The organism is Bacillus sp. RSS_NA_20 (genome assembly GCF_020165915.1).
Taxonomy (GTDB): domain Bacteria; phylum Bacillota; class Bacilli; order Bacillales; family Bacillaceae; genus Bacillus; species Bacillus altitudinis.
Window position 1 is genome coordinate 590,894 of record NZ_JAIUKW010000005.1, and the last position, 26,346, is coordinate 617,239.

Below are 26,346 nucleotides of genomic sequence, written 5' to 3' on the forward strand. Positions count from 1 at the left end.
TCGCAAATATTACTCCTGATTGAACCTATAATAGGACAACGAGGCACGCAACGCTCTATTCTACCAGAGTCCTAAGGTTATTTTGATTTAATCCCTGCACCACAAAGAGGAATGATGATGGTTTCTTCTGATTCCTTTTGATATTTCATGTAGCCAGCAAAATTGATGGCAGATGTCACTTCGACATAAAATCCTTTCTCACTCAGTTTAGAGCGTGCATGTAGAATTTCTTCTTCTTCAATATCAATGAACGTACCATTCGTCTTGTATACAGCTTCTAAAATTTGTTTAGAACGCGCTGGGGCAGCAATAGCGATCCCTTCTGCTACAGTCCCTTTATTTATCACAGGTGTTGCTGATTCCTCCGCATGTTGAAAAGCTTTCACAAGTGGTGCGCAGTTCTTTGCTTGTACGGCAATAATTTTCGGTATTTTATGAATGAGACCATTTTCGAATAACTCTCTAAAGCCATAATACGCACCGAGCAGCAGAGTGCCGTTTCCAACCGGAATGATTAAAGCATCCGGTGCCCCTTTTAATTGTTCGTAGATTTCATAGGCGTATGTTTTTGTACCTTCGAAAAAATAAGGGTTATAGACATGGCTTGCATAAAAAACATTTTCTTCGTCTACTGCCTTTTGGGCCGCAGCTGCAATGTCCTCTCGTGTACCATGAATTTCTTTAATCGTTGCTCCGTGGGCTTTGATTTGAGCGACTTTTTTAGGTGATGTTTTATCACTTAGATAGATGTCACAGGCAATACCACAACGCGCCGCATACGAAGCAATTGCCGTTCCTGCATTCCCGCTGCTATCAGCAATGACTTTTGTTACCCCTAATTCCTTAGCTTTTGTCATTAACACAGCTGCTCCACGGTCTTTAAATGATAGTGTAGGCATCATATAATCAACTTTTACATAAGTGTTTGGTTCATTAGGATCTAGAACGATTAAAAGAGATTGGCCCTCGCCCATTGTCACAGTTTCCCACGTCTTAGAACCTTTTGGAAATGGCATGGTTTCAACATAACGCCATAATGAATTTGGATAGTGATCCCAAGCTATGACGTCTATTTTCGGGGTATCTTTCACTAGATTGAATACTCCACCACAATCACATTTCCATAGAGTTGGTGTCATCTCATATTTTTTCCCGCAATCGTTACAACTTAATTGATTCATTCTTCATCTGCCCCTTTGAATATTTTTTTATACAAAATATAATTTTTTATATAGGGTGGTCAAAAAAATATTCTAAACATATGCAATGGCATCCATTTCAATTTTGAAACCAAAATGTAATTCATTCGTTGGTACAATCGTACGTGCTGGTTTATGTTCACCGAAAAATTCGGTATAAACCGCATCTACTTTGTCCCATAATTCAATATCTGAAATGTATAATGTCATGCGCAAAATCTTTTCTTTTTTACTTCCAGCAGCCTCTACAATCATCTCTACATTCTTAAGCGCTTGTAATGTCTCTTTTTCAATGGGGCCGAACTCTTTTTCTGTCGTTTCAGGATTGATGGCAAATTGTCCCGACACATAGACCGTGTTTTGATGAATGGTTGCGAATGCATAGTGTCCGTTTGATTTTAGATTTCCTACCTCGAGTACGCTTTCCATTTTGACACTCCTTACCTCGATTTATTTTTGATTTCATCCAAATAGCTATAGACGGTTACTTTGGAAATGCCTAACATAGATGCGACCTTCTCAACAGATCCTTTCATTAAAAAAATGCCCTTTTCATCCATGAATTTGATTAGTTCAATTTTTTCATGACGTTTCATAACTGGATGAACACTGTTTTGAATGATTTGTTGAATCAATTGATCTACTATTTCTTCCACATTTTCAAGATCATCATTTGATGTTGTTTCTTTTTCTTGAGCTTCCACTTGTGTAGAAAGAAAAGTATCCATAAATTGCTGCATTTGATTCAGTGCTTCAACATCAAAATTGATACAGAAAGCACCGATCACTTTTTGCTTTGAATCACGTATTAATGAAGTCGAAGAACGAATCGTACGCTTATCTTCTGTTATAAATGTATAACCAGCCAGATAATCTTCTTTAAAATCTTCTGATTGTAATACAGTCTTGACTAGATGATCAAATGATTGGCCGATTTCTCTTCCTGTCACATGGTTATTTACTGTAAACATGACAGATGCTTGAGGATTCGTTAAATCATGAATCACCACTTCACAATTTGGTCCAAACATTTTTGCAGTAGATTTTGCTAAAGGAATATAACTCTCTAATAACTTTTTAATATGTTCCATGCCTAAGCACCTCATTTTTTTATTCCACTAGATTATATAATTTTTTATATATAAAAACAATATATAGATTTATTTATATATTGTAATGCTCACAAGATCATAAAACGTTTGTTTCACGATTGTGTTTTAATGAAAAGAAACCAATCGCTCACCAGCATATGATACACTCCATTTAGGATGGTTAAAGGTTGTCAAATCATAACAATGATACTTGGATCAGTAGATCTCCATTGTTCTCACTCTAAGTTAAGAGGTGTTTCTATGAATAAATTATTGGCCATGTTGATATTAGGATTGAGCTTTAGTGGTGCCGCGCTCATTCTTTCAGTCCCTTTGTTATTCAAATCCAAACTAGACCAAACTGAGCTGATGTTTGCTGCTGGATCATTGGGCGCTTTCGCAGTATTTGCTGTCTCATGCCTAGTTCTTCGAAAACGATTCAAGCGCTTGACTAAGTGACATCGTAATGATCACCTATCAGCTTCATAAAGCTCGATAAAATCGTTACCTGATTCAATCCATCTTTTTGAGGTTTGTTAAGGCGTTTGAACGTTTTAAAATGAAACAAAAATAAGCCATTGATCCAGCATGGCTTATCAAATACACTCATCTATTGAAATCAAGATAGTGGCGACAAAAACTGATGTTAGAAAGACAATCGTATCCCTGGTTTTGGATTTACCGGATATATGGGTTAAACGTAAATATAAATTATTATGCATCCATTCAAAGCTTATGATCATAGGAACTCTTGTCACCGAGGGTATTGGAATATTATTTATATTTATAATGGAGTTTGTAATCCTCATACTTTAGGTCCAATTAATACTTCATGATGTGTAAACTAAAGTGGTGAACATACCACCAGCTCCATCGGTAAGGTTATTAGAAATATGATGTGAAATATGGCAATGAAAAGGCCATACACCTGGATTATAGGCTTTAAATAAGACATCCCAAGTTTCACCAGCAGCCACTAATATTGTGTTTTTTAACAATCTATTATGATCAGGAATTGGATTACCGTCTGCTTTTTCAACTAAAAATTGATGCCCATGAATATGCATTGGATGATGGTTGATTTGTATCGCTCCTAATCTCAAGCGTACAATATCACCATATTTAATTGGCATAGGTGATGTAGAAGGGAAGCATTTTCCATTAATAGTAAACATGTTGAAGTCCATGGCAAAAGGCTTTAAATCATATTGACCTGGCTCTACTTTTTCCCCTTTTTCTAAACCATCAAGGCTCCATTCCTGCATTAACATTAGATAATCTTTATTAATATGTCTTTCCTTCGGGTCTAGTATGACAAAACCTCCTAGTAATCCTAGCATGTCTTGCTTTGCTACATTAACGTGCGAATGATACATATGTGTGCCAGGAGGATTTGTTATCCTAAAATGATAATCATAATAATGACCTGGTTCTATTCTAGGAGATGCCTCCACATCTGGGACACCGTCCATCACATTTGGAACATCTAAGCCATGCCAATGAATACTTGTAGATTCTGGTAGGTGGTTAATGACTCTTATACTGATGTAGTCATCTGGATATACTTGAATAGTTGGTCCGGGTATACTCCCGTTGTATCCCCACCCTTTAATAAAAACACCAGGAAGTATTTCTTGACTTACAGGTTCAGCTACTAATTCGAAAAATTTAATACCATTTCTAAAGCTATATTCAAGCGCAGGAATATCTGGTGTTGTTACCATTTAAACACCTCATTAATAGATTGTTTATACAATGAAGAATAATACATTATATTAAAGGCTGTTTTATTTCATGACCAATTTAAAGGTTGTGACGCTGTTTTAGGAAGCAGTATGTATTTCTCTGATAAATTAAAAAGTGTATAAATTTTGGAACCAGACATACTATAAGAAAAAAATGCAGAAGGGATCATCATGATGGATGTAACATTAATTTGGAAAACACTTTTAATATTTATTGTCGGAACAATTATCTTAAGAATTGGTGGAAGAAGAACAATTTCTCAAATGACGATTCCCCAAACAGTTATGATGGTTGCTATCGGTACCTTATTAATCCAACCCGTCGCTAGTCAGAGCCTTTGGAGTACTTTTGGTATAGCTGGATTATTAGTGCTTTGTCTAATTATTACTGAACTTATCCAATTAAAATATGACAATGCAGAAACAGTTCTATCTGGTAAGGCTGTATTAGTGATTGAAAATGGTGAACTAATTGAGAGACATTTAAAAAAACTTAGATTACCCGTTGATAAATTAGAAGAACGATTACGACAAGCAGGAATTTCAAATATTAGTGATGTTCAATATGCTACATTAGAATCTAACGGGCAATTAGGATATACTTTAAAATCAGAAAAACAGCCTGCCACAAAGGAAGATATTCAAAACCTGATGAACCTTATTCAAAAGGGACAACTGGTCAATATCAAAAATCCATCAAAAGATCATCTTTTCACTGAAATTTTAAACGAAAATTCAGATGCTGACCTTAAACATTTACAATAGGCTCTACATTAATATTTGAATGCGATCATTGGTGTTAACAACAGCATGAAAACCTAACTCTTGGCTTGCCATGTCTGTACAGATGGCTGTCCCCCATTCAGGCGAATCCCCCCCCGCCGCAAACATAAAATAGTACTGGATAGCCCTCTTCCTTACGAGAAAGAGCCACGTCGTCGTAAAAATGCGTTTAGATATCAAATATTTAGTGACAAGCGGCTAGTCATGAAGCATTTCGTACACTTCAGGAAACATGTATGTGGTTGGAGTCTTTCCTTCACTGCTATCAGATGGATAGTACATAAATGCGGTCAGTTCTCTTTTGGATTGATCTGATGCCGTTTACTCAAAATCCATCTGGATTCCTATGTAGCTAACGATTGGTTCTGGAAATGTGTCAAACCTTTTCATTCTTTTATGCCCCTTTCATCATGAAAATGAATATCGGTTCTTTGCTGGCTGAGTATCGTATTGTGATATAATCTTGAGTCAAAGACAAGAGCTGATGGAAAATGAACTTGCTGAATGAACATCATGATGGTGAAAAATTTCTGAAGAAATGATAGGGTGATAGCGATGAGAAGACTTGAGTCTGGTATATCAGTAGACAACGAAGCTTTTCTGATGTGACCAGGTATGAAAACGAAACAATCAGCAGAACGACAATCATCAACTCAAATGTTCGTTCTCCTATTTTTTGGAGCTGTCACTTGGATCATCTTGTATTTGATACGTGTGATCTGACGAATGCGAGATTTTTTGCCGGTAGTACGATTGATCATTGTACTTTTAGTCATTCAGACTTGCGCTCTGTGGGCATTGGCAAAAACGAAGCTGTCTTCACCAATTGCGAATTTTCTTCCTGCGATATGAGGGGAATGACATTGGAGAATGCTACGTTTATCGATTGTACTTTCTCTAATTGTAGATTCAATGACCGTGTTTTACAGGCAGCGAACATCGTCAATTGTACCTTTGCTGGTAAGCTAATAGATATAACGTTTGAGGGAAATGGCAAACAAAAGCTGATCGCCAATTTTGAAAACTGCACCCTTGATGGTGTTCGTTTTTTAGGCTGTGACCTAGCGGTATGTATTCCGCCAGCATCCAAAAACCATTTATATGTTGAACATGTATCTGCACGTGTGAAAAAGGCCTTAGAGAAGATAGATGATGATCCTACTCTGTCTGATCATGATCGGAAAATACTAGTGCGGAGTCTGCGGAAGCTTGAACAAATGGAACAGTATATTTTTAACACGAAATATATGGAGAACATACATGGGGCCGCTTTTGTTGAACGCTTTTTCAGTCATCTTGGATGTAGCAAGGATCACATGTAACGTTTGCTACATCCCTTTTCCTACTTTATCTTTATGTCGTACATCAGCTTCTAGTATATTTGAGCGGAATGAGTTCTTCGATTTTCACCTTGACCAGCTCCCCATCCATATCAAGGATGACAAAACACGTTGGTCCAAAGTCTGAAATGAGCTCTCGGCAGATGCCACAAGGGCTGACTACCCTAATTCTTCTATCTTTTTCATCTGAATAAGGGTGTCTCACTGCAACGATTGTATCAAAATCTTTGTATCCATTCGATAAAGCGCTGCCAATCGCAATGGCTTCTGCACAAACAGTTACCCGTCCGATATAGGCTTCTATATGGACAGCTGATATGATTTCTCCTGTTTTCATGCGGATCGCTGCCCCTACATGATGCTTGTCATCTTCATAAAGACTGATCATCTTCTTTTTTGCTTCGTCTATTAATTCGATATCTTCATGTGATAGATCAAACGTTTTCATTTCGTTCCCCTTTCACCTCACTGCTCGTATGTATTATACCAAACATGAGGTGATGAACTAAACTTCACTCCCCTTTACTAACCAGCCAAAAGACCGTTTGTTCTGTAGTGAATGGCCATTCTGAATGTATTTCATATTCAATTGAAAAAGGCTGCTTTCAAGTAAGCAACCTTTTCCCTTATTTACATCAGAACATGTACCCTTTCTAGGTGTGAACTGAATCCCTATCGATTGATCGCTTGAATGATTTTCTTCAGAGCATCTGCCGCTTCTGGAATTGGCATGACAACAAACACATGCAGCATTTCAGGATAAACAAAGGTTTTGATGTCCATTCCTTGTGCTGTTAATTTTTCATCAAGCTTGATGGCATCTGGATATAACATATCATGTGTTCCAATGAAATGAGTGATCTTCGCTAGTCCTTTGAAGTCGCCGTATATGGGACTGATCAATGGATCTGTGAGACTTTGATCAGCTGCCCACAATTTTGTGATGACTTCCATTCCTTCATGACCTAGAATCGGGTCCTTTTTTGCATATTCAAAAATGAGAGGGTTGCTCATACTCATATCAACACACGCAGATAGTAACACGATATCCTTTGGCTGCGGCAGATCTTCCTTCTTTAAAAGGTGCGCAAGACCAAGTGAGATGTTTCCGCCAGCTGAATCTCCCATGATCGTCAATTGATTGGCACTTCCGGCAGTTTTCAGAAGGTCTTTATATAGGTTAAGCATTTTCGGATACGTATCCTGGTTGCTATAATGAGGTACTTTTGGGTAAATAGGAGCGACTACTTTCGCACCTAGTGATTGCGCCATTTTATCCATGAACCACCAATGGACATTCAAAGGCTGATTTGTCCACGCGCCACCATGTAGATAGAGAATGACTTTTTGATTTTGTGATGCTTGTTCATTCAATGTGAAAACTTGCATGCCTTCGAAAGTCTGCTCTTGTACCTCACTGATTAAATTCACATCATCCCCAATGGCATAAGGCTGCGTATTTTCAATTCCTTTTTGCTCAAGAAATTTTTTTGTCTGTTCGATACTAGAAAAACTCTCTTTATTACTTTGCGAAGCGAATAATGTTTCAAATTGAATACTTTCTTTAGAACGTTCACCATGATACATTTCTACACTCATTTTTTTCTCTCCTTCACCCAATAGGTTTATTGATCATCCTGCTTCGGAACACGAAATGATTCCAAGTAGACTTGTACTTTTTTTTCAGGGGTTTTTAATAAGTTAGATAAAAGGTCTTGAATGAGACGAAGGCTTTTAATTTTCTTTTCAATTTCTTCATGTTTAAGATGGACAATTTGTCTTAGGGTATCAAGGTCTATGTCTTGACTTAGCATGTCCATAATTTCAGCTATTTCCTTTAATGAATAACCGAGCGTTTTCGCATCTTTGATCAATTGAATTTTCACAACATAGTCGTCTGTATAGAATCTGTAACCGTTTGAACGTCGTCTTGGAGCAGGTAATATGTTGTGCTCTTCATAGTAACGAATTGCGGCAGGACTTACTCCTGTTTTTTTGGCAAGTTCTCCTCTAGTCATCAACTCCATCGTTACTCCTTTTTTATTATTTTGTTTTACTATATGTACATTATAAAGGTTGAACTATACTTCAAGGTCAAGGTGAAACATTTTTCGGCCAACTTTTGTTATCAAATGATTGTAGCAAAGAGATCTCTAGTGCTTGCTATGACATAATTGAGGTTACTTTTTGGGTAAACAAAAAAACACCATCGCACCCGGCCAAATAAGGCGGATGCAATGGTGTCATCATCATTCCATCTGGATTATGATAAATCTTCCCCATTTGTTGCAATCACTTTTTTGTACCAGTAGAAGGAATCTTTTTTGTAACGATTTAATGAACCATTCCCTCTGTCGTCTTGATCTACATAGATCAAACCATAGCGCTTACTCATTTGAGATGTTCCGCAGCTAATTAAGTCAATACAACCCCATGGTGTATACCCCATTAAGTCGACACCTTCTTTGACTGCTTCTTTCATCTGTTCAATATGTTGTTTTAAATAATCAATTCGATAATCGTCGTGAATTTCTTTGTCTGTTGTCAATGTATCTCTTGCGCCAAGTCCGTTTTCACAAACAAATAAAGGTTTTTGGTATCTGTCATACAATTTAATTAATGAAATGCGCAGACCCATTGGATCAATTGGCCAATCCCATTGTGATAACTCCAAATGCTCATTTTTAATTGGACTATCAAATGTACCCGCTAGCTCGGCTGCATCTTCTCGGGCTTCTGCTACGTGGGACATATAGTAGCTGATCGCCACAAAATCAACGATGCCCTCTTTCAAAATTTGCTCATCCTGCTCTTCGATATCAAGTTTGATGTCGTTGTCAGCAAAATATTTCACCATGTATGTTGGATATTCACCTCTAGCTTGAACATCCGGATAGAACATATTCAATTGGTTCGATTTTACCGCTTGCAACTGGTCCTCTGGTTTCGTTGTTTTTGCATAGGCTTCAATTTGGTTTATCATACAGCCAATTTGGACATTTGGAATGATTTCTTTTGCAGCCTTCACTGTGAGAGCGCTGGCGATAAATTGGTGATGTGATGCTTGATACGCAGCCTGTAATTTATGGTCTACTAGGTCCTCTAAAATTCCAGCACCGGTGTAAAGGCTGTTGAGGTTCATATTCATTTCATTGAATGTAATCCAATACTTCACTTTATTTTTATATCTTTCTAAAATGGCACGGGCATATTTTTCAAACAACGGGACAAGCTCTCTACTCATCCAGCCATTATATTTCTCTGTTAAAGTAATCGGCATTTCGTAATGAGACATCGTGACTAGCGGTTCAATTCCATATTTCGCACACTCATCAAATACGTTATCGTAAAAAGCCAATCCTTCTTCGTTCGGCTTGTCTTCTAAACCAGTTGGAAAGATTCTTGCCCATGAAATAGACAAGCGAAACACTTTAAAGCCCATCTCTGCAAATAGTGCAATATCCTCTTCATATCGATGGTAAAAATCGATTCCGCGTCTTTTCGGAAAATCAAATTCATCGGGTTGTTCCTTGTATCTTGTTAATTCAGCTGAACTCACATCGAAAGTAAAGTTGTTCACTTTTCCTTTTTCATAAGGATCTTTATATGCAGCAAAGTCTGACGTCGACAGGCCCTTGCCACCTTCTAAGTATGCGCCCTCTATTTGATTGGCAGCAGTTGCGCCACCCCATAAAAAATCATCTGAAAATCCTTTTTTTAATTCTTTCATTTCAATCATCCCTTCTCTTTATATTAGTGAATAAGCATTAAGAGCTTATTTTGACCTGCGGTGACATGAGCGTCACCTGTATGAATCACATCAAGATATTGCGTTGAATTTGTGACGATAATAGGTGTCACTACATCTAAATGGTTTGATTGAATGCCTTCTATATCAAACGATAATAAATGATCCCCCGTCTTTATCTTATCGCCCTCTTTTACCAGTACATCAAAGAATTGGCCGTTTAGGCTGACCGTATCAATCCCCACGTGGATCAATAATTCAATCCCATCATCTGAAACGAGTCCGATGGCATGTTTAGTAGGTGTAACAGTCACTACTTTTCCTGAGAACGGTGCTTGTACCACCCCCTTATCAGGCAAAATTGCGACTCCCTTCCCCATCATTTCACTTGAGAACACGGAATCATTCACTTCAGATAAAGGAATGACCTTTCCACTCATAGGTGCTTGAACTTCATAAGGGTTTGTTTGCTTAGACATTTGTTGATTCTCTGTACTCTCAGTGTGATTTGGCTTTTCTGCAGCTTGCTCGTTAAAAGCCGTTACAGACTCCTGAAATCCAAGGAGAATGGTGATGAGAAGTGACACGATGAAGCTAAGGGCGATTCCAATCAGAGCCAGCTGAAAATTATTTGTCCCTTTCATAATGTAAGTTGGCAGTGAAGTAATGCCTGGGATCGAAAAGGCTGTCGTTTTAACTGAAAATAAACCGTAAAAACATCCACCGACTGCGCCGCCAATTAATGAAGCATAAAAAGGTTTTTTTAGTCTAAGTGTGACTCCATAAATGGCTGGTTCTGTGATCCCGAAGAAACTAGGAAGCAATGTTGAAAGCGCTAAAGACCTTGTTTCTACCCGCTTGGTGCGGATGATGACACCTAACACAGCGCCTGCTTGTGCCATATTCGCAATGAAATTCATTGGAAGCAGCATGATATCGTAACCCACTTTTTCAAAGCTGGCTAACGTGCTTGGGAAGAATGCGTAATGCATTCCAGTTAACACAATGAGTGGCATAAGGCCCCCCATTAATAAACCGGCAATCGGACCAGCGAAATTGAACAATGAAGTGAAAAAGATTTCTAAATATTGCCCAGAAACGTTCCCAATAGGAGCGATAAAAGCCAGTGTAAGAGGAGCCGTGATCATCAGGCTCAGTACCGGTGTAAATACGATACTTAAGGATTTTGGGATCGCTTTTGTTATCCACTTATCGACAAAACTTAGTAATAGCACACCTAAAATAATTGGTAATACAGAAGATGTGTAATTATTTAGTGGAATACTTAACCCTAAAAAATTTAACGGATCTGCTCCTTTTGCTGCACCTTCGATCATCGTTGGATATAGTAAAATCCCTGCTAATGCGAGCGCAAGAGATTCTCGCGTTTTAAATTTCTTCGCTGCCGAATAAGCAATGAGGAAAGGTAAAAAGTAAAAGACAGCATTTGAAAAAATTTGAAGTACTTGATAGGTAGAACTTGTCTCCGTCAGCCAGCCTAAGCTAACGAACAGTGCCATGATCCCTTTGATCAATCCACTACCAACAATCGCTGGCAAAATAGGTGTGAAAATCCCGCTGATCACATCGAATACGACTTCAATTGGGTTCATCTTTGACGTGTTTTTAACAGGAGCAGAATTATTGCTACTATGACCGGCCAGATGATCGATTTCCTCATAAACCTCTGCTACCTTTGCTCCAATAATGACTTGGAACTGTCCACTTTGGAATTGAGCACCTAAAACACCATCTAATGTTTTCAGCTCATCTACTTTTACCTGACTTTCATCGTTGAGATTAAATCTTAGCCGTGTGATACAATGCCAACTTTGAGATATATTTTCGGTTCCACCGATTAATTTCACAATTTTTCCAGCCAATTCTTTGTTTTCCATGCTTTCACCCCTTCATTTTCACAAAAAAAACCTAAACAAAATCCACCATAGAAAAGATCATTCTTTCTCATGGAGATTTGTTTAGGTTAATGCTTTTTCATAACACGCCTAAAAGAAATCATTTATTTTTTTGGTGTTCCTTTGTGATTCTCTCAATATGGATGACTAAAAAAACAAGTTCGTCTTCTGTCACATTCCAATTGAATTCTCGTTTTAACATTTCTTTGATGATCAATCCGCAGGCATAACTCTTCATATAACGATCCTGTATTAATTCTTTTAACGAGTCATCCATCTGCTGCGGTGGTTGATTGGTTTCCTGCCTGACAATAAAATATCTCAAGTGGGTAATAAACCTCGAATAATTAATGGATGATTTATCCAATATCATCTCGAAAATATTTTGAATGATTTTGACGATTTCTTTCGTCAGGTGAGTCATCTTAATGGTGTCTCCCATAGACTGACCATCTATTTGAGCGTTTACAAAATGCAGGGCAATGAGTGAAGCTTCAGTATCTTCAAAAGAAATGCCCATCATCTTTTGAATAATTGTCAGTGCTTTTTTCCCGACTTGATATTCTTGAAAATAGAGATGTGGAATTTCCCACACAATGGGGTTTTCATACGCCATTTTTTCTTCGTGCCTTTGAATAGCGAAGGTGAGATGATCGGATAGCGAAAAGAGCGCGCTGGAACCTAACTTCTTATTCAACATCTCTTCGCCTACGCGAATGATTTTTTCAGTTAATAAAAGGATATCAGTTGGGATAGCGGCAAGTTGAGATTCTAATGGAGACGTCTGATCAGAATAAAATGTCTTACTGACAGCGCTCTCATCAAGTGTATCACCTTTCTTCTTTTTAAAACCTATTCCTGTTCCAAACACAACGACTTCATTTTGAGCCTCTGTTAGAGCTAATACGATATTATTATTTAAAACTTTAACGACGGTGAACATCCTCATCCCACCTTACCTAAAATGCTAAAAAAAGCATAAAAAAACACCAAAATCTCAGCAAACAACGTACAAATGTACAATCTGTTTACCTGACTTGGTGGTGCCTGATCATATCAGTAACACTCCTGCATCGGTTACGACTTTATTTTAAATAGAGGAATGACCAAAGTCAACTATTTTTTTCTGAAAAAATAGATTGAAATACCCAGAATCATTTTATCTTTCCTTGTCTTTTTAAAGTTTAACATATTTAAGGTTGCTGTAAGGTTCGGATTAATACAAGTTAAGGTTGAGGTTGTACAATGGGTTTGTAAGGAATTGAGGGATGAGTCAAATGGTCCCCTCTTCTAAATCAATCATAGAGGTGAAAAGCTTTGAGAGAAAATAAAATTTTGTCTTCATTATGTTACTTCAGTATCTTTTTTGCACCGTTTCTATTTCCGATTATCGTTTATTTCTTAGGAAAAGACGAAGTGAAATACCATGCGAAAAAATCACTATGGACACATATTATTCCTTATTTGATTTTCGGTCTTGGTATTGCCGGTTCAGGTTTACTTGGCATGAACGATATCAGTCATGCTGGTCCGTTCTTAATTGCAACGTATGCTGTGACATTCCTTGTGGCGATCTACTTCTTCATTTGGAACATTGTGAAAGGCATAAAAGTGTTTTCAGAATAAGAGTTAGAAAAAACGGTTCTGTGATTGAGCAGAACCGTTTTTTTGTATGTCCGTTTAAGCGGGTAATTGGATATCAATCGTTGTTCCTTCTCCTATCATACTTTGTATTGTCATATCTCCCCCGTGTTTTTGGATGATATCTTTTGCAATCGCCATTCCAAGGCCTGAGCCTGCATGTGTCCCTCCAGTATTCGTCCCTCTATAGTAGCGGTCAAACACTTTTTCTAGCTCTGCCTCTTCAATTCCTTTGCCGTTGTCTTGAATGGTGATGTGGGTATGTTCTTTTTGTTCAAGCTGTACAATGATTTTCACATCAGCATCATTGTGAACAAGGGCATTTAAAATGAGATTGGTGACCGCTCTTCGTATGAGGATCGTATCAATATTTAGCATAAGCTTGTCTACATTCGTTTGCAGCTCAATGGTCTGATCTGCATATCTCGAATCGTTGAGGATATCAATTAACGTTTCACGCAGCAATGGCACAATGTTCACCAGTTCTTTATGCAACATCACGTCGTTATTTTTCAGCCTTGTTGTTAAATTGAGATCCTCCATCACATCTTTGATGTACAATGATTTATTCTCTATGATGCTGGCATAATGTCTAATGTCTTGATTTGAAAGAGGATAATTTGGATCTTTCATGATTTCTGCATAGCCTTGAATAGAGGATAATGGTGTTTTAATATCATGAGAAATATGACTGATCCACTCTTCCCGCATTTGCTCTAATTTGTCTTTTTCTTTTTGGCTTGAAGCGAGCTGCTCGGATAAGTGATTGACATTATAGAACACATCTTTATATATCCCCTTCGTTGGCAGCTTCGTCGTATAATCTCCGTTTGCGAGCCGCTGAATGCCGTAAATGGCACGGCCGAGCGGTTTGATGAGTTGCCGGCTGAATAAGTATCCAATGAATAAGGCAATGATGGCATCAATCGATAATAAAATCATCGTCCCGATATTGAATTGCGATATTAATTCTTTCGTATCAAAAGAAAATAAATATTTTCCGATGGAAGGGTCCTTAAATCCGATGAAGTAGCTGTATTCTTTACCCTTTCCATTTTTCCCTCCAGCATAGATCGTCGACATCAATTGCTTATCTTTATATTTATGTAAGTTTACAATTTCTATAGGTGTGTATTTGCTCTTTAAGCCTTTAGGTGCTAGTGCATGATAGACGTCTTGTCCATTTTCGTCTAATATTTGAATCCACGCATTTTGTTGTTTTAAGGCTTGCTGTCCTTCTTTATTCACAGTGATATTTTGATTAGACAAGGTGATGTATTGTTCAAATGTTCTTGTGAAGGTTTCCGGCGTATTTTCTTCGTTTTGCTGACTGCTTGCTTGTAGTACAAGCCATATCATGAATCCAAATAAGTTAATAAAGACCGTGATAATGGTCACGATAATGACAGAGACCATGTATCTGCCTGTTAATCGCCATTTCATCTTTATGCATCCTTTACAACAAATTTATAGCCAAGCCCTTTGACCGTCACGAGAAATTCTGGTGTAGATGGGGAATGTTCTATTTTTTCCCGCAGTCTTCGTATATGAACCATTACCGTATTATCAGAACCGAAGAAATCCTCTCCCCAAACCGTTTGATAAAGCGTTTCTTTACTGATGACGCGATTCGGATGCTGCAAGAAATAAGTCATCAACATAAGTTCTTTCGGAGTGAGTTCAATTGTCGCTCCGTTTTTCGTCAGTTCGGCTTGCTGCTCGTTTAACTCAAATGGGCCTTTTTTGATCACGGGCTCCGCTTGAGAAGGCTGTAAGTAGGATGACCGTCTTAGCTGGGCTTTTACCCGGTAGGCGACTTCTTTTGGACTGAACGGTTTTGTAATGTAATCATCGCCGCCAATGGCAAGTCCTACAATTTTGTCTGATTCCTCTCCCTTTGCTGATAAAAAGATAATCGGAACATGCGAGACATCTCTGATTTGTTTGCAAATATCGTAGCCTTCTCCGTCTGGCAGCATAATATCCAGTATGACGAGATCTGGTTGTTCTTGATGAAATTGCGTGAGCCCATCACGGGCAGTTGAAGCTGTTAACACCTGGTCAATGCCTTCTCTTGTTAATACGGTATGGATTAATTCTAAAATTTCTTTTTCGTCATCTATAATCAATACTTTGCTTTGAACCTTTGGCATAATGATCACTCTCCTGAAGTCATTGTTATTATTATACCCAAAGTGTTGACGTCGTGAAAAATCAACTTTCTATTTACACAGAAAAAAGCCAATTTTCTTTTTTAATGAGAAAATTGGCTTTTCGTGTTTCTCTAGCGTTTGACCACAAATGTTGTCACACTTTGAGCAGGGAGATGAGCCCAAAATTGATTTCCTGATATGTTTAAGTCAGTTCCAGGTTGAAGGTTGCTGCTGCCGCTCGTCACCCATCTAGACGCCTGAGAAACAGAGCCATTTTGCACGACGAAGTGTTGATTGACCCCTGCATTGTTTTTATTAATCGCCACAATGACGACCTGATTGTTTCCTTTATAGGCTGAGACGAAAACATTCGGTTCAGGACTTTTCGTTGCATCAATTCTGACGAAACCTGGTCGCACAAACTTGGAGAAATGCGCCATGTTGTATCCACGCTTGCTAATCATTCCATCTTCCTTCATAGGACCGTATGATCTCCTAATGTACCACCACACATACGCCTGAAAGTCCCCTTCCACCATTGAATGGTGAATATGCTCTGATACCCCTAATGCCTCAGGCCAGCGGTCCGCTGAATTGTTATCACTATTCGGGTAGTAGACCTCTGTCATCCATAGCTCTTTCCCTGCCCCTTTTTGTTTGAAAAGAGGGTACGGAAGCTGGCTAATTTGGGTTCCGTATAGATGAGCGCCGAGAATGTCCATATTCCTTAGCGCCTGCGGATCGTTTAAGATAGGATCTGAGATATTCTTAAGGTATTGAAAGGATTCTGGTGCAATCACACGTGCATTAATGGAGCCGGCATTTTCTCTCATGAAACGCAGGATTTCTTGCGGTGTCCACCATGTCCATTCATGCGCATAATCGGGCTCGTTTTGAACAGAAATCGCATAAAGATTGACTCCGTTGTTTTTCATGTAAGTGACAAAATCATTCAGATGCTGAGCATATGCTGCGTATTGATTGTATTTAAGCCGCTTGGCAGGTGATCCATTCCGGTTAAATGTTTCAACCATACTGCTTGGAGGATTCCAAGGGGAAGCAATGACTAGAGCACCATGCTCGATCGCTCGTTTGGCCGTCGCGACTTCTCTGCTCCAATTGTTTCTGTTTTCGTCTACATAAATTCTAAGAATGGAAAACCCTAACTGATTTTGTCCATTGCCAAAGGCAGTCTCCCTTTGTGGCGCTGTCAAATCACCAATCCAAGCTGGATGGTTCATTCCGCCAAAACCACGAATCACTTGTCTTTCTGCATTAAGGTTAATGTTTGCGTCAGCTGCTGATACTTCAGCTACTCCGGGGCCTATGAACATGACAGACAGCATGGTGAAACACACCAATAAAGCAAGCATTGTTTTTTTTATACATGACATCACATACTCCACTCCTCTATCAACCTTTTGGCAACTTTATTCGTTACCTTTGAGTAAACTGCCAAGAATCAAATTGGAATAGATTTCCCCCGCCTGTTCCGGTAAAGACAAAAAATACGTTGTGCACTCCGGATGCGCCGTTAATCGCTGTTTCTATTTCCCGCCAGTTTTGTGTTCCACCGGTGGAAGGGACATTCAGTGTACCGACCAGTCTGCCGTTTGCGCTGCCAAGGCGTACTTCTATTTTCCCGCCTACTGTCGATGCGACATTGGCTTTAAATGTTCTAGCGCCATTTGAACCAAAGTCTACATTCCCTAAAGCCACCCAATCGCCATTTTGAATATTGGTGACATGCTGGTTATTCACTGGTCCTCCTGGTGCTGACGAGGCTTCTGTCAAAATGCGTCCATTCCAAGCGAATGTTTCAGCTTCAACACGTTGATATGGATTCAGATTAGATAGCTGTTTCACCCCTTCATAATTGGCTGCTACTTCTCGAAGGGAGCCATCTGCATTATGCACAAGCTTGTTAATATGTGGAGAGCGATAGCCTTTGCCACTTCCGTATAAGGCAGAGCTAACGGTTTGCGTATGATACACCACATACCACTCATTTTTAAAATTGAACACCGCATGATGGTTGTTACCGCCGCCACCAAAAAAAGCACCCGGATTTTTCAGAAAGTGTCCTTTATACGTGAAGGGTCCCATCGGACTTGAGCTCGTCATATAGCCGATTTCACCAGGTGGTTTATCGGCAGGATGTGAGCCGCCAAAATTGATGCAATAGGAATAGTAATAGGTTCCGTTATACTTATGCATCCCTGAGTCTTCAAACATAAAAGGAGCATCAATGGTGGATGCGCTACTGGCCACACTTGTCATATCAGCACCTAGCTTCAGGACTCTTGCTGTTTTAGGATTTGCCCATTGTCCCTGCGTTGGATTGGAACCGCCTGGAACGCCTCCGCCGGCATATAGATAACCAGTACCGTCATCATCTACAAATACGGCCGGATCAAAAAGCCATACAACTCCGGACATGCCAGGTGTACTTGGCGTAACGAGTGGTTTTCCAATTGGATCAGTCCATGGGCCAATCGGGCTGTCTGCTGTAAGGACTCCAATCCCTCCGCCGCTGTTAGCGAAATAAAGGAAAAATTTATCCTTTCCGTTGATCTTCTTTACCGCTGCTGATGGGGCCCATGATGCGCCTGCCCATTTGGCAATGCCTCTGCCGCCGTTTGCCCCATTTGCCCCCGCTACTGGAATCGCTCCGTGATCGGTCCAGTTGACCATATCCGCCGAAGAGATGACGAATACTCTATTCAGATTTGCAAATGAATTGTCCTTAATCGTTCCGTTGCTTTGATATTCATAGTCATCACTCGACATATAAAGGTACACTCTTCCGTTATAGGTAAGCGCAAACGGGTCTGCTCCTAAGTGATGATCAATGAGCGGGTTTGCATTTCCTACTTGCTTGGCAATAGGAGTGCTTGCCGCATTCGCTTCATATACCGGCAAACAACTCAGTACCAAAGTGAAAATCAATAAACAAACGCTGCACTTCATCCTCGTCCTCATCGTGTCATTTCCTCCTGTTTTCATCTTCCTGATATTGGGGTTTAGACCCAATTTCAAATTATGTTGATGTTTCGTGATGAAGAATGAATACAAAGAATGATTTCTCCCTGCGAATCCCTGTAAAGAGTGCGATGAAAACCCTTACTTTTTAACTAGAAGACAACAAAAAAATGCAGTCTCCATGATGGAGCTGCATTCTTCCTCAATGTTTAATAAATGTAGGCTATATATAACGAGCGGTCACCATTTTCTTTCTCGTGTAAAACTCTACTCCATCTGTTCCATTGGCGTGCAAGTCTCCGTAGAAGGAATCTTTCCAGCCGGAAAATGGGAAGAAAGCCATTGGAGCAGGAACACCAATGTTAATGCCTAACATGCCGGCTTCGATGTTTTCACGAAATTCTCTTATGCTTGAAGCGCTGTCTGTGTATAGGCAGGCACCGTTTGCGAATTTTGATTGATTGGACAGGTCGATTGCTTCTGCGAGTGATGAGACACGGACAATGGATAAGACTGGGGCAAAAATCTCGTCCTGCCAGATTTTCATTTGATTTGTGACATGATCAAAGATCGTTGGTCCGACAAAATACCCTTCTCCATTTGTTTCGTTATCTTGTCTGCCATCACGAATCAGGCTTGCGCCTTCTTCAATTCCTGATTGGATATATTGAAGAGTTCGTTCTTTATGCTCTTTCCGAATGACTGGTCCGAGAAAGACATCTTCATTTATTCCGTTTCCGATGACAAGCTGGTTGGATTCATCGACCAATTGTTGAATCAAGTCGTCTGCCACGTCTTCTTCAACTGCGACAACGGCTGCTGCCATGCAGCGTTCACCTGCTGATCCAAAAGCAGCGCCAATGATTTGTTTTGTGGCCGATTCTAAATCAGCATCTTTCAAGACGATGGAGTGATTTTTTGCACCGGCAAGTGCTTGTACACGTTTACCATGTGCTGTCCCTTTTTTATAGACGTATTCTGCGACTGGCTGAGAGCCGACAAACGAAATGGCTTTTACCTTTTCATGTTCAAGCAGACCGTTTACTACATCGTGAGCGCCGTTGACAATGTTAAGCACACCTTTTGGAAGTCCTGCTTCTTCAAATAGTTCTGCTAACCGTGCAGCAAGGATTGGCGTCCGTTCTGAAGGCTTTAAAACAAATGTATTTCCGCAAGCGATGGCAAGCGGGAACATCCAGCATGGGACCATCATCGGAAAGTTAAACGGGGTAATGCCGCCGATGACGCCAATTGGGTAGCGGTACATGCCAGACTCTAGACCAGTCGCAATATCAGGCAGTTGTTTCCCCATCATTAAGGTTGGTGCACCAGAGGCAAATTCCACACATTCAATTCCTCGCTGCACCTCTCCTTTTGCTTCTGTTACACTTTTTCCGTTTTCCAGCGTGACGAGTTCAGCTAACTCATCCCATTTCTCAACGAGTAACTGTTGGTATTTAAATAATATACGTGCGCGCCGGGGAACAGCTGTTTTAGACCAAGTGGTAAACGCTTCTTGTGCTGCTTGGACTGCATGTTCTACATCCGTTTTTGTAGAAAGCGGTACTTCTGCGATGACTTCGCCAGTAGCTGGATTATAAACAGCTTCCGTTTGGTTCGTTTCGGCGTCCACCCATTGTCCATCAATATAATTTTTCAACGTTTGTACATCTGTTTTGGTCATGTTCCCTCTCTCCTCTTTGTTTGGATTGTGATGCAATCGTGTGTTGATTTATCGTCATTGTCTCATCTAAGGGGCCTTCATCTGTATACACTCTTTGTCAAATGAAACCACAGTTTTGCTTTACGTTCTGATAAAACATGTGAAGTCTATCGCTTTCAGCTCTTTTGGTTCCGCAGATCTGTCCCCCCTTTTAGGTCGTTTTATCTGTGTGTCATGTGGCATGATCATGTTAACTAATTGATGATGTATTTTTGGTTAACTGTTGGTTAACTTTAGAAAAATCATAATATTAAAAACGCTTTCAGTCAATGATCAGTTTGTTGATCTAAAAAAACCTGATGCCAAGTGCATCAGGCTAAGACTGTTTATGTTAGTTATTTAGAAGAAATTGCGTATTGACTCGGCTCTGTATAAGCCGGGAGCATCTCCCCGTGTGCTTCAATTAATTCATTACATAGTTTAATGGTGTCATCAATTGATAATTCAGCACTTGTATGCGGGTCTAATAATGCCGCTTGGTAAATGTGTTCTTTTTTGCCGCTGATTGCAGCTTCAATCGTCATGAGCTGTGAGCTGATATTGGTCCGGTTGAGTCCAGCCAATTGTTCAGGTATCTCTCCGATATAACATGGCATGATACCGCTCCGGTCTGCAACACATGGCACTTCGACACAGGCTTTTTCAGGAAGGTTGTGAATGAGTCCTCCTGTGTTCAGTACATTTCCTCCAAATTTAAAGGGAACGTTCGTTTCAATCGCTTCAATGATACGTGAACCATATTCTTTAGAGCGCGTATGCGTGATTTGTGTGTTCCCCACAAGGTCATGTTTCATCGTATTCCAATTGTTGATTTGTTCCTCGCAGCGTCTTGGATATTCATCGAGCGGAATGTTAAACTGTCCAATCAGTTCTGGATAACGAGATTTGATAAAATACGGATGATATTCTGCATTGTGCTCTGAGGATTCGGTGACATAGTAGCCGAATTTATCCATTAGTTCAAAACGAACCATATCTGGATGCCGCGTTTTTTGTTTTTCTTTTGCTCTTGCTTTGATTTCTGGATACAAGTCTTGACCGTCCCGTTTCACTTCTAATAACCATGCCATGTGATTAATGCCGGCAATTTTTTCTTCAATGCCTTCATGGTCCATTTCAAGTGATTGAAATAAATCTTTCGTACACACCTGTACGCTATGGCAAAGACCAACCGTTTGAACCCGAGTATAACGCAGCATAGCGCCAGTCAGTGTGGCCATTGGATTCGTGTAATTTAATAATAAAGCGTGTGGACATACTTCTTCCATATCCTTTGCGAAGTCCAGCATCACGGGAATGGTTCGAAGTGAACGGAAAATACCGCCGATGCCAACCGTATCCGCAATCGTTTGTCTTAATCCATATTTTTTTGGAATCTCAAAATCAATGACAGTGCTTGGCTGATAGCCTCCCACCTGGACGGCATTGATGACATATTTCGCATTCTTTAAGGCTTCTTTCCGGTTGTGATACGACTGAATGGTCACATGTGCACCGTAGTTCTCTTTTAAGTGACGCAGCATCGTTTCTGATTCTTTCAGCCGGTTGTGGTCGATATCATATAACGCAAATTCAAAGCCGGCAAGTGCGGGAACGAACAGACAATCTCCTAATATATTTTTAGCAAACACGGTACTTCCTGCACCGATAAATGTAATTTTAGACATAGACGACACTCCTTTTTACATCAAGGTTGGATTACCCTTTAACAGAGCCTTGAGACAGCCCTGCGATAAAGTATTTTTGCAACAGTAAAAACATCGTGACCATTGGCAGCATCGCAATAAGAGCAGCGGCGCCAACGAGCTGGAGCTGGTGTTGATTTTGACCAAAGAAATTGGATAAGGCGACTGTAAGTGTATGCATCTCTTTATCTTGCAAGAAGAAGATGGCAAATTGATAGTCGTTCCAAATATACACACAGGCAATGATTAAAACAGAAGCGGTAATCGGCTTCAGCAGCGGAAAAACGACGGTGAAAAAGACTCTGAGTGTTCCCGCGCCATCAATACGAGCGGCTTCTTCAAGCTCCTTTGGAATCGTCGACCGGATAAAACCGGCATATAGAAAAATCGTCAGTGGCAAAAAAGCAGCAACATTGTTTAAAATAGCGATTTGATAAGTATTCATCATGCCAATTTGTACAACCATTTTGTATAAAGGGACAAGGGCTGTGAGCGGCGGTATGACCATAATGGCAATGAATAAGAGATACACCGCTTGATTCAGCTTTGTTCCTCTTCTTGCGAGTGGATAGGCGGCAAGTGATCCAAAGATGATGAGTAGGGCAGCCGAGCTGAACGTAATGATCACTGTATTCAAAAAGGACTGGCCAAGCTGAGCATCTGTCCATGCCATGCGAAAGTTTTCAAAATGAAGCGTTGATGGGAACAACCATTTTGAGCTAAAATCTCCTATCCTCTTTAGAGATGTCGTGACTAAAATATAAAATGGAATCAGGTGAAGCAATGTTATCAAAAGGGCGAGTAAGGAGTACCATCTTTTCTTTCGTTTATAGGCGTTATCCATCACACCTCGGTCTCCTTTCGTTTGAAATAAATGAGCGCTGCGACACTAACGACAAGGATGATAATAGCCATGAAGACACCTTGCGTCGCTGCATAGCCTGCATCCTGCCGTTTGAAATACAAATCGTACATAAAAGTCGACATCGATTGCGAGGAATCTCCGGGTCCTCCGCCAGTGAGCGCGACAATGACATCAAATAATTTAAGTCCACCGATCACATTGAGCACAACATTGATGGTGATAGATGGCATTAAAAGTGGTAATGTGATGCGCCAAAATTGCTGAAGACCTGAAGCGCCATCGAGTTGTGCTGCTTCATAATAATCTTTAGGAATGCTTTGGAGTCCTGCTAAATAAATGATCATGGCAATCCCGACGAATTGATACGTATTCACAAACACGATGATCCAAGTGTTTAGCTGCGGATTACCAAGTGCGTTCATTGGATCAAATCCAAAAAGGGTGACAACGTCGTTTAATGCGCCGCCTTGGTACGCAAAGACAAAATACCAGATATAGCCCATAGCAATCGGGCTGATCATGACGGGTAAATAGATCACCGTTCTTGTGATGGCTCTCATATTTAAACTTTGATTTAATAAGAGTGCATATCCAAGTCCAATCATATTTTGTAAGATGGTGCTCCCGATGCCGTAAAGAAGGGTATTTTTCACAACAAGCCATGTGGTTGGATCTTGCAGTAGTCGTTTGTATTGATCCAGCCCAATCCACTCATACTGTTGTGAAAAACCGTTCCAATTTGTAAAAGAGAGCTGAATCCCGTTAAAAAAGGGATAAATGATAAAGGCACTGACAACGAGAACAGCAGGCAAGTACATCCACCAAAGTGAAGAATTTTGGCTATTTTTCATCTTCTGTTTTGGAAAAGAGGTAAATGTCGCCGCCTGTTTTTCTTTTGTGATGTCACTCATTGGCTTCACTCCTGTTTCAGCATGAGCCTGCTATTGTTTTTTCAGACGCTTATATTCCTCTTCCATTTTCTTCGATAGTTGTTCCGGTGTGATGGAGCCTGCTAATAATTCTTGGCCGGTCGTTGCCATGACAGCCCACATGCCGCTCGGTAAGTATTTCCTATCAAAATATGGTTCAATCTTAATATCTTCATATTGCTCGTAAAATGTAGAATAATAGTTTTTGGCTTTGACTTCTTTTAAAGCCGTTTCAGAGGAAGTGCCCTCTGCGATTTTTTTTGCGTTTTCAGGCTTTGCTAAAAAGTCAATGAATTGTTTTGCTTCTTTTAGATGCTTTGAGTCTTTCCATGCCGCAACAGTAAAGCGTTCTCCACCAATCCAGCTTTGCTCATCTCCTTCATGAATCGCTGGTACGGGCATGGTGCCTACTTTGATCGATTGATTGAGTTCAGTCGCCTCAGGTCCTAAAGATCCTCCCACAAAGGTGAAAGCGATTTTGTTTTGTGCCATCAGCTCAGGTGCTTGGGATAGTTTCGCCGTGAGCACATCTTTGTTTAAAAGCTCTTCATCTTTCAGCTCCTTCATAAACTGTGCAAGCGGTGTATAGTGAGACCAATCAAATGATCCATTTTCAAGGTCTTTTCCGTATTGATGTTTTTGATCGGTAATGAGTAAAGGCGTTGCCAGCTCATCAAAGACTTGGGCAATATTTGAATTGTCGCCTCCTGGAATCCAGAGTGGCACCACTTCCCCGTTACTTTTTTCTTTGACAGTCTGTAAAGCACTTTTCAGTTCATCCAGTGTTTTAGGAACTTTCATGCCATATTCTTTTAATAGATTGGCATTAAAACTAAGTCCGTCTTTTGCTTGATTCAGCGGATAGGCATAGACTTTGCCATCTTTGTCTTTTAAAATTTGATCGAGTGAAGGATCGAGTTGTTTTACCCAGTCCATCTCCTTTAGATCAGCCACGTATTCGCTATATCGCAGCTTGGCCCAGCCGTGTGTATCAAATAGGTCTGGCATGTCGTTTGCGCCCATTTTGACGCGTATCATATCTTCATAGCTGTTGCCAGGGAAGTTGGCATCAATTCGGATGTTTTGATGTTCTTTTTCAAAGTCACGGATCACTTCTTCAAATGCCTTTCTCTCCCCGCTGTTGCTCATTGTAGAGAATAGAGTCAAGGTCACTTTTCCGTTTGCTTCAGACGCACCGTTATTGCCACAAGCAGACAAGATTATCGACAAAACTAGAGCTGCACACAGCATCAAATTTTTTTTATTCATCGTTTCCTCCTTTTGATCACTGAAAATTCAGACGATTATCGGTAGAATTCATGCAGTTGCGGAAACAAAAGAAGTCCATTATACTGGAATTCTATTCTTTTCAAAGAGATAAGAGAGCAATTGGGTGAACTGCATTGTTTTCAGCATGATCTGGCCATCATGCTCAGCAGCTCCCTCCCTGCTTTTTTGTCTCTTTTTTGTTTGCTGAAATGCTCGTTCACCCCCTTTCATGGATTGGGCATGTGCTGCCTCTTTGCATGAGTTTTGTTGGCACGACGACTTTTAGAGGCAGCTTTCTTCCTTCTATCCGCTCAAGCAAAAGCTTTAGACCTACTTCCCCCATTTCTTCTGTATATACTTTGACCGTTGTGAGCGGCGGGCTTGAAAAAGAAGCGGCTTCGATATCATTAAACCCCACGATTGAGACATCTTGAGGTACACGAAGACCGGCTTCATGTAGCGCACGCATAGCGCCTATTGCCATAGAGTCACTTCCCATAAAAAAGGCTTCTGGAAGATTTCCTTTCTGAATGGCTTTTTGCATAAGCGAGTAGCCTTCTTGCATCGAATATTCGCCTATGTGGATGTCATTCATATGAAGAGTTCCCGCTTCTTGCATTCTTTTGATAAACGTTGTTTGTCTTTCGTCCTCAATCACAGCATTTCCTTCGAAATAATGCTCCCTCTCTTTCCCGCCAATATAGCCTAGATGTGTGTAGCCGAGAGATTGCAGATGACGAATGGCACGATCTGCCGCTCTGACAAAATCCACATGTACACAATCATACAAATCTTCATCCGCATAATGATTGATAAAAACGATATGTTCCATTCGGTTTGTCATCTTTTCAACCGTATCAGGGCTGATTCGTCCAATGACAATCAAACCGTCAATATCCTTTAGTATCGCCCCTTTATCCATGTTTCTTAGGCGAAAGGTATGGAGAGTAGACAGACCTTGTTTGGCATATTCTTTTTCAATTCCTTTTCGAATCGATGAAAAAAAAGGATCATTTAATTCTTCGTCAATGGATTGGGCGACAACGACACCGATGACTGGGGATGCGGGTGGGCTTTTTACTTCTGCTTGGTCGGCTTTTCTTGCTCTGACTGGGGTATAGTTTAATTTCTTAGCTATGTCGAGGATGTTTTGTCTTGTTGCGTGTGAAACGGCAAGCGTTTGGTCGCCATTTAACACACGGGATACAGTAGAGACGGATACTTTTGCATCATGAGCAATATCTTTGAGTGTAGTCATAGGCAAACTCCTCATCATT

Annotated in this window: 23 protein-coding genes and 1 pseudogene; 3 read left to right on the forward strand and 21 right to left on the reverse strand. The window is 40.2% G+C overall.

The features are described 5' to 3' along the window. Window positions 1-77: 77 nt before the first annotated feature. The 4 genes from LCD32_RS08565 to LCD32_RS08580 all read right to left on the reverse strand — a co-directional run bounded on the left by LCD32_RS08565 (window position 78) and on the right by LCD32_RS08580 (window position 4,014). Complete coding sequence (locus LCD32_RS08565; RefSeq protein WP_224563529.1) at window positions 78-1,181, reverse strand: threonine synthase; 1,104 nt, start codon at window positions 1,179-1,181, stop codon at window positions 78-80. 72 nt (window positions 1,182-1,253) lie between these two features. Next, the gene (locus LCD32_RS08570) at window positions 1,254-1,628 is read right to left on the reverse strand and encodes a RidA family protein (protein WP_035700977.1); all 375 of its coding nucleotides are present in this window, start codon (window positions 1,626-1,628) and stop codon (window positions 1,254-1,256) included. 11 nt (window positions 1,629-1,639) lie between these two features. After that, window positions 1,640-2,290 carry a transcriptional regulator gene (locus LCD32_RS08575; protein WP_008343772.1) on the reverse strand — a complete coding sequence of 217 codons (651 nt, stop codon included), beginning with the start codon at window positions 2,288-2,290 and terminating at the stop codon, window positions 1,640-1,642. 830 nt (window positions 2,291-3,120) lie between these two features. Further along, complete coding sequence (locus tag LCD32_RS08580; protein ID WP_007499295.1) at window positions 3,121-4,014, reverse strand: multicopper oxidase family protein; 894 nt, start codon at window positions 4,012-4,014, stop codon at window positions 3,121-3,123. Window positions 4,015-4,209: 195 nt separating this feature from the next. Between LCD32_RS08580 and LCD32_RS08585 the strand changes: the two genes are divergently transcribed. Then, complete coding sequence (locus LCD32_RS08585; RefSeq protein WP_035701085.1) at window positions 4,210-4,800, forward strand: DUF421 domain-containing protein; 591 nt, start codon at window positions 4,210-4,212, stop codon at window positions 4,798-4,800. 63 nt (window positions 4,801-4,863) lie between these two features. Here LCD32_RS08585 and LCD32_RS19295 read toward each other — a convergent pair. Beyond that, window positions 4,864-5,208: pseudogene (locus LCD32_RS19295) on the reverse strand (choline esterase); the annotation flags it as partial. Window positions 5,209-5,507: 299 nt separating this feature from the next. Here LCD32_RS19295 and LCD32_RS08590 point away from each other — a divergent pair. Then, window positions 5,508-6,140 carry a pentapeptide repeat-containing protein gene (locus LCD32_RS08590; RefSeq protein WP_224563531.1) on the forward strand — a complete coding sequence of 211 codons (633 nt, stop codon included), beginning with the start codon at window positions 5,508-5,510 and terminating at the stop codon, window positions 6,138-6,140. 43 nt (window positions 6,141-6,183) lie between these two features. Here LCD32_RS08590 and LCD32_RS08595 read toward each other — a convergent pair whose 3' ends face one another. The 6 genes from LCD32_RS08595 to LCD32_RS08620 all read right to left on the reverse strand — a co-directional run bounded on the left by LCD32_RS08595 (window position 6,184) and on the right by LCD32_RS08620 (window position 12,765). After that, entirely contained in the window at window positions 6,184-6,606 is a 423-nt protein-coding gene (locus LCD32_RS08595; RefSeq protein WP_224563533.1) for a cytidine deaminase, read from the reverse strand. 224 nt (window positions 6,607-6,830) lie between these two features. Continuing rightward, window positions 6,831-7,757, reverse strand: a complete 927-nt coding sequence (locus LCD32_RS08600; RefSeq protein ID WP_035700990.1) for an alpha/beta hydrolase fold domain-containing protein — start codon at window positions 7,755-7,757, stop codon at window positions 6,831-6,833. 26 nt (window positions 7,758-7,783) lie between these two features. Further along, window positions 7,784-8,185, reverse strand: coding sequence for a MerR family transcriptional regulator (locus LCD32_RS08605; RefSeq protein WP_017367349.1), 402 nt, complete (start codon window positions 8,183-8,185; stop codon window positions 7,784-7,786). Window positions 8,186-8,421: 236 nt separating this feature from the next. Then, window positions 8,422-9,897, reverse strand: coding sequence for a glycoside hydrolase family 1 protein (locus LCD32_RS08610; protein WP_035700993.1), 1,476 nt, complete (start codon window positions 9,895-9,897; stop codon window positions 8,422-8,424). 14 nt (window positions 9,898-9,911) lie between these two features. After that, window positions 9,912-11,804: a beta-glucoside-specific PTS transporter subunit IIABC gene (locus LCD32_RS08615; protein ID WP_224563535.1), complete on the reverse strand. Its 1,893-nt coding sequence runs from the start codon at window positions 11,802-11,804 to the stop codon at window positions 9,912-9,914. 118 nt (window positions 11,805-11,922) lie between these two features. Beyond that, window positions 11,923-12,765, reverse strand: a complete 843-nt coding sequence (locus tag LCD32_RS08620; RefSeq protein ID WP_008343748.1) for a PRD domain-containing protein — start codon at window positions 12,763-12,765, stop codon at window positions 11,923-11,925. A 374-nt stretch (window positions 12,766-13,139) separates the two neighbouring features. On the opposite strand from LCD32_RS08620, the gene LCD32_RS08625 reads away from it, so the two are divergent. Then, window positions 13,140-13,448: a DUF4870 domain-containing protein gene (locus LCD32_RS08625; RefSeq protein ID WP_007499277.1), complete on the forward strand. Its 309-nt coding sequence runs from the start codon at window positions 13,140-13,142 to the stop codon at window positions 13,446-13,448. A 54-nt stretch (window positions 13,449-13,502) separates the two neighbouring features. On the opposite strand, the gene LCD32_RS08630 is transcribed toward LCD32_RS08625, so the two are convergent. The 10 genes from LCD32_RS08630 to LCD32_RS08675 all read right to left on the reverse strand — a co-directional run bounded on the left by LCD32_RS08630 (window position 13,503) and on the right by LCD32_RS08675 (window position 26,327). After that, window positions 13,503-14,906, reverse strand: coding sequence for a sensor histidine kinase (locus LCD32_RS08630; RefSeq protein WP_224563538.1), 1,404 nt, complete (start codon window positions 14,904-14,906; stop codon window positions 13,503-13,505). Window positions 14,907-14,908: 2 nt separating this feature from the next. Further along, complete coding sequence (locus LCD32_RS08635) at window positions 14,909-15,616, reverse strand: response regulator transcription factor (RefSeq protein ID WP_017367353.1); 708 nt, start codon at window positions 15,614-15,616, stop codon at window positions 14,909-14,911. Window positions 15,617-15,747: 131 nt separating this feature from the next. After that, window positions 15,748-17,013 carry a glycoside hydrolase family 30 beta sandwich domain-containing protein gene (locus LCD32_RS08640; RefSeq protein ID WP_081298151.1) on the reverse strand — a complete coding sequence of 422 codons (1,266 nt, stop codon included), beginning with the start codon at window positions 17,011-17,013 and terminating at the stop codon, window positions 15,748-15,750. A 40-nt stretch (window positions 17,014-17,053) separates the two neighbouring features. Next, window positions 17,054-18,598: a glycoside hydrolase family 43 protein gene (locus tag LCD32_RS08645; RefSeq protein WP_017359553.1), complete on the reverse strand. Its 1,545-nt coding sequence runs from the start codon at window positions 18,596-18,598 to the stop codon at window positions 17,054-17,056. A gap of 223 nt (window positions 18,599-18,821) precedes the next feature. Further along, a complete protein-coding gene (locus LCD32_RS08650; RefSeq protein WP_224563542.1) occupies window positions 18,822-20,282 on the reverse strand; it encodes a CoA-acylating methylmalonate-semialdehyde dehydrogenase in 1,461 nt (486 codons plus the stop codon). A gap of 374 nt (window positions 20,283-20,656) precedes the next feature. Then, window positions 20,657-21,988 (reverse strand): alpha-glucosidase/alpha-galactosidase, encoded by a 1,332-nt coding sequence (locus LCD32_RS08655; protein ID WP_224563545.1) that lies wholly within the window; start codon window positions 21,986-21,988, stop codon window positions 20,657-20,659. 31 nt (window positions 21,989-22,019) lie between these two features. Beyond that, window positions 22,020-22,850, reverse strand: a complete 831-nt coding sequence (locus tag LCD32_RS08660; RefSeq protein WP_113747417.1) for a carbohydrate ABC transporter permease — start codon at window positions 22,848-22,850, stop codon at window positions 22,020-22,022. Next, a complete protein-coding gene (locus LCD32_RS08665) occupies window positions 22,850-23,782 on the reverse strand; it encodes a carbohydrate ABC transporter permease (RefSeq protein WP_224563548.1) in 933 nt (310 codons plus the stop codon). Before LCD32_RS08665 ends, LCD32_RS08660 begins: the two co-directional genes overlap by 1 nt. 30 nt (window positions 23,783-23,812) lie before the next feature. Then, complete coding sequence (locus tag LCD32_RS08670; protein WP_113747419.1) at window positions 23,813-25,069, reverse strand: ABC transporter substrate-binding protein; 1,257 nt, start codon at window positions 25,067-25,069, stop codon at window positions 23,813-23,815. Between the two features lie 217 nt (window positions 25,070-25,286). Continuing rightward, a complete protein-coding gene (locus LCD32_RS08675) occupies window positions 25,287-26,327 on the reverse strand; it encodes a LacI family DNA-binding transcriptional regulator (protein ID WP_224563550.1) in 1,041 nt (346 codons plus the stop codon). Window positions 26,328-26,346 lie beyond the last annotated feature (19 nt).

What these genes read in the sequence shown, in the direction of transcription:
- LCD32_RS08635 (WP_017367353.1), bottom strand. Translation starts at nt 15,616, where the DNA reads ATGCCAAAGGTTCAAAGCAAAGTATTGATTATAGATGACGAAAAAGAA.
- LCD32_RS08650 (WP_224563542.1), bottom strand. Translation starts at nt 20,282, where the DNA reads ATGACCAAAACAGATGTACAAACGTTGAAAAATTATATTGATGGACAA.
- LCD32_RS08675 (WP_224563550.1), bottom strand. Translation starts at nt 26,327, where the DNA reads ATGACTACACTCAAAGATATTGCTCATGATGCAAAAGTATCCGTCTCT.
- LCD32_RS08605 (WP_017367349.1), bottom strand. Translation starts at nt 8,185, where the DNA reads ATGGAGTTGATGACTAGAGGAGAACTTGCCAAAAAAACAGGAGTAAGT.
- LCD32_RS08610 (WP_035700993.1), bottom strand. Translation starts at nt 9,897, where the DNA reads ATGATTGAAATGAAAGAATTAAAAAAAGGATTTTCAGATGATTTTTTA.
- LCD32_RS08615 (WP_224563535.1), bottom strand. Translation starts at nt 11,804, where the DNA reads ATGGAAAACAAAGAATTGGCTGGAAAAATTGTGAAATTAATCGGTGGA.
- LCD32_RS08565 (WP_224563529.1), bottom strand. Translation starts at nt 1,181, where the DNA reads ATGAATCAATTAAGTTGTAACGATTGCGGGAAAAAATATGAGATGACA.
- LCD32_RS08595 (WP_224563533.1), bottom strand. Translation starts at nt 6,606, where the DNA reads ATGAAAACGTTTGATCTATCACATGAAGATATCGAATTAATAGACGAA.
- LCD32_RS08670 (WP_113747419.1), bottom strand. Translation starts at nt 25,069, where the DNA reads ATGAATAAAAAAAATTTGATGCTGTGTGCAGCTCTAGTTTTGTCGATA.
- LCD32_RS08645 (WP_017359553.1), bottom strand. Translation starts at nt 18,598, where the DNA reads ATGAGGACGAGGATGAAGTGCAGCGTTTGTTTATTGATTTTCACTTTG.
- LCD32_RS08655 (WP_224563545.1), bottom strand. Translation starts at nt 21,988, where the DNA reads ATGTCTAAAATTACATTTATCGGTGCAGGAAGTACCGTGTTTGCTAAA.
- LCD32_RS08620 (WP_008343748.1), bottom strand. Translation starts at nt 12,765, where the DNA reads ATGTTCACCGTCGTTAAAGTTTTAAATAATAATATCGTATTAGCTCTA.
- LCD32_RS08575 (WP_008343772.1), bottom strand. Translation starts at nt 2,290, where the DNA reads ATGGAACATATTAAAAAGTTATTAGAGAGTTATATTCCTTTAGCAAAA.
- LCD32_RS08665 (WP_224563548.1), bottom strand. Translation starts at nt 23,782, where the DNA reads ATGAGTGACATCACAAAAGAAAAACAGGCGGCGACATTTACCTCTTTT.
- LCD32_RS08570 (WP_035700977.1), bottom strand. Translation starts at nt 1,628, where the DNA reads ATGGAAAGCGTACTCGAGGTAGGAAATCTAAAATCAAACGGACACTAT.
- LCD32_RS08630 (WP_224563538.1), bottom strand. Translation starts at nt 14,906, where the DNA reads ATGAAATGGCGATTAACAGGCAGATACATGGTCTCTGTCATTATCGTG.
- LCD32_RS08580 (WP_007499295.1), bottom strand. Translation starts at nt 4,014, where the DNA reads ATGGTAACAACACCAGATATTCCTGCGCTTGAATATAGCTTTAGAAAT.
- LCD32_RS08660 (WP_113747417.1), bottom strand. Translation starts at nt 22,850, where the DNA reads ATGGATAACGCCTATAAACGAAAGAAAAGATGGTACTCCTTACTCGCC.
- LCD32_RS08585 (WP_035701085.1), top strand. Translation starts at nt 4,210, where the DNA reads ATGGATGTAACATTAATTTGGAAAACACTTTTAATATTTATTGTCGGA.
- LCD32_RS08600 (WP_035700990.1), bottom strand. Translation starts at nt 7,757, where the DNA reads ATGAGTGTAGAAATGTATCATGGTGAACGTTCTAAAGAAAGTATTCAA.